Below are 5,529 nucleotides of genomic sequence, written 5' to 3'. Positions count from 1 at the left end.
TGCCCCGGCTGGTGCGTCCCCCCCCCCCCCGGGGGGGGGGGGGGGGGGGGGGGGCCCCCCCCCCCCGCGCCAGATGTCACAGGCCGAGCAGTCGCAGCGGCACGGCGTCGGCCATCGCCTGGTTGCCGGCGTCGTTCGGGTGGATGTGGTCACCCGAGTCGTACGCGGGCAGCAGCCGGCTGGGCTGGGCGGGATCGCGCAGCACCCGGTCGAAGTCGAGCAGCCCGTCGAACTCGTCGCTGCCGCGCAGCCACGCGTTCACCGCCTGCCGGGTGGCCTCCTTCTCGGGCGTCCACACCCCCGGGTTGCCGTGCCCCTCGTACGGGGTGAGCGTCGACACCAGGCTGCGCAGGCCGCGCGCCTTCACCTGCTGGTTGACCTGCCGCAGCGAGGCGATGATGCTCTCGGCGGAGTCGCCCGACATCCAGATGTCGTTGATGCCCAGGTGGGTGACGACGGTCCGGGCGTCGGTCTGGGCGAAGACGTCCTCGTCGAGCCGGGCCAGGGCGTTGGGGCCCAGCTCGTGGTAGCCGGGGAAGCCGCCCGCGCCGGGCTCGGTGCCCTCGTGGTTGAGCCGGTTACCGGCCAGGCTCAGGTTGAGCACGCCCGGGGTGCGTACGTCGGGGCGGGCGTCGACGAGGCGGTCGGCGAGCAGGTCCGGCCAGCGCTTGTTGGCGTTGACGGTGCTGCCGTTGCCGTCGGCGATCGAGTCGCCGAAGACCACCACCGAGCCGGGGCTGTGCCGGCGCTGCACGTCGATGCCGGACAGGAAGAACCAGCAGCAGTTCGGCCGGATGGTGAACCCGGCGCCGTCGGCGGCGGAGGTGAGGTCCGTGGCGCCGATGAAGTTGGTCTGCCGGGACTGGCCGTGGAAGGTCACCGGCCCGGTCGGCGTCGGGAAGTGCAGGGTCACCACCAGGTCCTGCTGGTCGCCGACGGGCAGGGCGACCGGGTCGCTGAGCAGCTCGGCGCCGCGGTTCATGGTGGCGGAGGTGGCCCCGTCGAAGGTCAGCTCCCGCAGGGTCGAGGTGTCGATGTCGGACAGGTCGTCGGGGGTCGCGGTGTTCGGCTTCGCCACGGTGGCGCGGCCGACCTTGACGGCCTGCTCGCCGTACATGTTGCTCAGTCGCACCCGGAACTGCGGTCCGCCCACGCTGGTGTGCACGACCATCCGGACGCTCTGGTTGTTGAGGCCGTTGTTGGTCAGGCCGGTCGCGTTGCCCCGGGTGACCGCGGCCGCCCAACTGCCCGCCCAGACCGTCCGCTGCTGGCGGGCCGCCTCGGCATCCGGCGGGCCGGCGCTGGCCACCACCGCCGGGGTTCCCGCGATCAACAGCGTGGCCGCGGACGCGATGACAGGCCATCTCTTCGGGGTCGACATTGAACCTCCATCGTTGGCAGCCCAGGGCCGTCCGCTGACGGCACCGCCTGGACGATGGTCCAGAAACCTAGCCGCCCCGTTTTACGGGCGTCAATCAACCTGATCGACGTGATCAAATGTCCTCCGGTCCGGCCGGAACGCCGTTCGGTCTCTGTCCCGTGACAGGCGGTGGTGCCTACGCTCACGGACGGCGGCGGTGCGGTCGCCGAGGCGCGCGCCCACCCGCCGCGCCGGCGAGCTGGCCCGCCGACGCGGTGTACACGTCCCCGGGTTGGCCGGCGGGCGGCCACTCCTCTTCGCCGATGGGGGCTGCGGGATGACTGACGGACCGGAGCGACGGGACGGCTACGCACACCGGGCACTGGAGCTGTTCGCCGACTTCGGTGACCGGGAGGCGCTGGTCGGCGGCGGGCGCCGGCTCAGCTACGCCGACGTCGCCGCCGAGGTACGCCGGCTGGCCGCGACGCTGCGCGGGCACGGCGTACGGCCGGGCGACGGGGTGCTGGTCGCGCTCGGCAACCCGGTGGAGGGGCCGCTGGTGCAGCTCGCCCTGCACCTGCTGGGCTGCCGGACGATGTGGATCGCGTCGGTCACCTCCCGCCGCGAGGTGGACGAGTTCGTCCGGCTGGCCCGCCCCGACGCCTTCGTCTACGACGCCCGCGACCCCGCGAGCCTGGGCCCGGAGCTGGTCGCCGGGCTGCCCGGCGTGCCGGTCTTCTGCCTGGGTCCGGGCGGCGCGGGCCCGGACCTGACCGCCGCCGGGCCCCCCACGGCGGGGGACGACCTGCCGGCGCGGCCGCCCGCGCCGGAGTCCTTCCTCCAGACCAGCGGCACCACCGGCACGCCCAAGCTGGTGCACCACCGGGAGAGCTTCTACGCGCAGATCCTCGCCCTGGCCGCCGACTTCCGCGCGGCCGGGTACCCGCTGCTGCGGCACCTGTCGCACTCGCCGATGTGGCTGGCCAGCGGCCAGATCACCACGCTGTTCAACCTGTTCACCGGCGGGGTGCTGTTCCCCTGCGACGGCTGGGATCCGGCGCGGTTCATCGAGACCGTGGGGCGGGAGCGGATCAACTCCACCTTCGTCACCCCGCCGATGCTCTACGAGGTGCTCGACCACCCGGCGCTGGACGGCGCGGACTTCTCCGCCATGTTCATGTTCAACGTGGGCGCCGGGCCCGCCGCACCCGCCCGCCTGCGCCAGGCCATCGCCCGCTTCGGCCCGGTGCTGCGCATCGTGTACGGACTCAGCGAGGCGGTGGTGATCACCGCCCTGCCGGGGCTGACCGACGACCCGGAGCACCCGGAGCGGCTGCGCTCCTGCGGTCGGCCGTACGGGGACGTGCGCGTCGAGATCCGCGCCGAGGACGGCACCGTGCTGCCGCCCGGTGAGAACGGCGAGGTGTGGGTGCACACCGACCTGCGCTTCGCCGGCTACCACGGCCGGCCCGAGCTGACCGCCGAGACGCTGGTCGACGGCTGGGTCCGCACCCGCGACATCGGGCACGTCGACGCCGACGGCTACCTCTACCTCGTCGACCGGTTGCAGGACCGGATCCTCACCCGGCGGCGCAGCTGGCCGATCTACTCCCGCCCGGTCGAGGACGTCCTGGCCGGGCACCCGCAGGTCCGCGCGGCGGCGGTGATCGGCGTGCCGGACGAGGTCGCCGGCGAGCTGCCGTACGCCTACGTGGTGCCGGCGCCCGACGCGACGGTGACCGCGCGGGAGTTGATCGACCTGGTCACCGCCACGCTCAGCGACACCTGGGCGCCGGGCGGGGTGGAGTTCGTCGACCGGCTGCCGCTCAACCGCTCGAACAAGGTGGACAAGCGCGCGTTGCGGGCCCGGTACGCCGAGGCCCACCCGAGCGCGGTGGAGCACCCGGAGGCGTCGATCGGCAGCGTGGCGTGACGCCCCGGCGGGAACTGACCACCCTGGTCGCCGCCGACCTGATCTCGAACCTCGGCAGCCGGGTCTCCGTGGTGGCGATCCCGTGGCTGGTGCTGGAGACCACCGGCAGCCCCGCGAAGATGGGCGCGGTGGCCGCCGCCGAGACGCTGCCCTACCTGCTCTCCGGTGCGCTGGGCACCCCCTGGGCGGACCGGATCGGGCTGCGCCGCACCTCGATCCTGGTCGACGTGGGCAGCGCGGGGCTGATGGTCGCGGTGGCCCTCACCCCGTGGCTGGGCTTCGGCGCGCTGGTCGCGCTGGTCGCCCTCGTGGGCACGCTGCGGGGCGTCGGCGACCGGGTCAAGCACGTCATGTTCCGCCCGGCCGCCGAGGCCGCCGGGGTGCGACTGATCCGGCTGACCTCCGTCTACGACGGGCTCGGTCGGGTGGTCACCCTGCTCGGCGCGGGGCTGGGCGGGTTGCTCATCTGGTGGTTCGGCGTGACCCAGGCGATCCTCATCGACGCCGCCAGCTTCGCCGTCTGCGCACTGCTGGTCGGGCTGCTCGTCCAGCCGCCGGCGCCCCCGACGGCGCCAGCACGGCCGGAGGGCTACCTGCGCGCGCTGGCGGGCGGGTTCCGCTACCTCGGCCGCGACCGGATGCTGCTGACCATGCTGCTGGTGATCTCGGCGCTGAACATGGTGGTCAACGCCAGTGTCGCCGTCTACATCCCGCTCTGGGTGGCCGACGTGCTGCGCAGCCCGGTCGGGCTGGGCCTGGTGCTGGGCGCGTTCTCGGCGGGCGCTCTGCTGGGGAACCTGCTGTTCACCGCGTACGGCCCGCGGCTGCCCCGGTACCTGGCCTTCGTGGTCGGGGCGGCGGTCAGCGGCGCCCCGCGGCTGCTGGTCCTGGCGCTGAGCGAGGAGCTGGCGGTGGTGCTGGCGGTGACGTTCGCGTCCGGCATCGGCATCGCGGCGGTGAACCCGCTGCTCGGCGTGGCGATCTACGAGCGGGTGCCGCCCGAGTTGCAGACCCGGGTGATCGGGCTGGCGGGATCGCTGGCGTTCGCGGGCCTGCCGCTGGGCGCGCTGCTGGGCGGCTGGTCCGTGACCGCGCTCGGTCTCCGCCCCGCCCTGTTGGTGATGACCGCGTTCTGCCTGGTGGTCACCCTGCTGCCGCTGCTGCCCGGCCTCCGCCCCCGGCCGGCCCCCGCGCCGGCCGAGCGGGAACCGCGCGTCGTCGGTCAGGCGTAGGGTCGGGACATGGCCACGTGGGACGACGTACGCCGGATCGCGCTGGGGCTGCCGGAGACGAGCGAGCACCCCTCCTACCAGGGGGCGCCGGCGTGGAAGGTCCGGGACCGGGCGTTCGTCTGGGAGCGCCCGCTGCGCCGCGCCGACCTCGACGCCCTCGGGGCGGCGGCGCCCGACGGCCCGGTGCTCGGCGTGCGCGTGCCGGACCTGGGGGCGAAGGAGGCGCTGCTCGCCGACGACCCCGGCGTCTACTTCACCACCCCGCACTTCGCCGGCTACCCGGTCGTCCTGGTCCGGCTCGACCGGATCGACCCCGACGAGCTGACCGAGCTCGTCGTCGAAGCGTGGCAGGACCGGGCGCCGAAGCGCCTCGCGGCGGCGTACCGGGCCGGGCAGCAGGTCTGACCCGCCCCGGCGCATCGGCCGGCCGGCGGGCGGGTCGACGTCACCGCGGCAGCGCCGCCGAGACCGCCTCCTCCGGGGTGGACACGTGCAGCGGTCCGTCGACGGGCACGCCCTCGGCGTCGAGGATCCGCCACCCGCCGAGCACCACCACCGGGATGCCGCCGCGCCGCATGCCCAGGGCCACCTCGGACAGGGTCCCCCACGAGCCGCCGACCGCGATCACCGCGTCGGCGCTCCACACCAGAATCGCGTTGCGCGCCTGGCCCATGTTGGTGACGACCGTGGCCGACACGTCCGCCACGGAGCCGGGCGCGGTGCCGTCGTCGGGGCGTACGCCGACGACCAGGCCGGCTCGGGAACGGGCGCCGGCGGCGACGGCGGACATCACCCCGCCACCGCCCCCGCAGAGCACGGTGGCGCCGCGCTCGGCGAGCAGCTCGCCCACCCGGCGGGCGTACGCCAGCTCGGCGCCCGACGCGGTCGCCGGCCCGCACACCGCCACCTGCACCATGCCGCCATGATGCCCGACGCGACGTGGCGCCCCGGCGGGGGGGGCCGGGGGGGGCCGGGGGGGGGGGGGGTCACGACCGACCGCCCGC

5 protein-coding genes are annotated in these 5,529 nt (G+C 74.9%); 3 read left to right on the top strand and 2 right to left on the bottom strand.

Annotated features, from left to right (window positions below; translation table 11 throughout):
• Positions 1-76: 76 nt before the first annotated feature.
• Complete coding sequence (locus tag ABZ793_RS27000; protein ID WP_357462060.1) at positions 77-1,354, bottom strand: SGNH/GDSL hydrolase family protein; 1,278 nt, start codon at positions 1,352-1,354, stop codon at positions 77-79.
• Between the two features lie 343 nt (positions 1,355-1,697).
• Here ABZ793_RS27000 and ABZ793_RS26995 point away from each other — a divergent pair, with 343 nt between their 5' ends.
• From ABZ793_RS26995 to ABZ793_RS26985, 3 genes are read left to right on the top strand one after another with little or no spacing between them, the layout of a single operon-like run.
• Positions 1,698-3,293: an AMP-binding protein gene (locus ABZ793_RS26995; protein WP_357462011.1), complete on the top strand. Its 1,596-nt coding sequence runs from the start codon at positions 1,698-1,700 to the stop codon at positions 3,291-3,293.
• Entirely contained in the window at positions 3,290-4,525 is a 1,236-nt protein-coding gene (locus tag ABZ793_RS26990; protein WP_357462010.1) for an MFS transporter, read from the top strand. The genes ABZ793_RS26995 and ABZ793_RS26990 overlap by 4 nt, the downstream gene beginning before the upstream one ends.
• A gap of 9 nt (positions 4,526-4,534) precedes the next feature.
• Positions 4,535-4,930, top strand: a complete 396-nt coding sequence (locus ABZ793_RS26985; RefSeq protein WP_357462009.1) for an MmcQ/YjbR family DNA-binding protein — start codon at positions 4,535-4,537, stop codon at positions 4,928-4,930.
• Positions 4,931-4,970: 40 nt separating this feature from the next.
• Here ABZ793_RS26985 and ABZ793_RS26980 read toward each other — a convergent pair whose 3' ends face one another.
• Complete coding sequence (locus ABZ793_RS26980) at positions 4,971-5,441, bottom strand: dethiobiotin synthetase (RefSeq protein WP_357462008.1); 471 nt, start codon at positions 5,439-5,441, stop codon at positions 4,971-4,973.
• Positions 5,442-5,529: the final 88 nt, after the last annotated feature.

This window comes from Micromonospora sp. NPDC047465, assembly GCF_040643125.1.
In the GTDB taxonomy this organism is placed as follows: Bacteria; Actinomycetota; Actinomycetes; order Mycobacteriales; family Micromonosporaceae; genus Micromonospora.
This window is presented reverse-complemented; position numbering and strand designations above follow the sequence as displayed.

What these genes read in the sequence shown, in the direction of transcription:
- ABZ793_RS26995 (WP_357462011.1), top strand. Translation starts at nt 1,698, where the DNA reads ATGACTGACGGACCGGAGCGACGGGACGGCTACGCACACCGGGCACTG.
- ABZ793_RS26985 (WP_357462009.1), top strand. Translation starts at nt 4,535, where the DNA reads ATGGCCACGTGGGACGACGTACGCCGGATCGCGCTGGGGCTGCCGGAG.
- ABZ793_RS26980 (WP_357462008.1), bottom strand. Translation starts at nt 5,441, where the DNA reads ATGGTGCAGGTGGCGGTGTGCGGGCCGGCGACCGCGTCGGGCGCCGAG.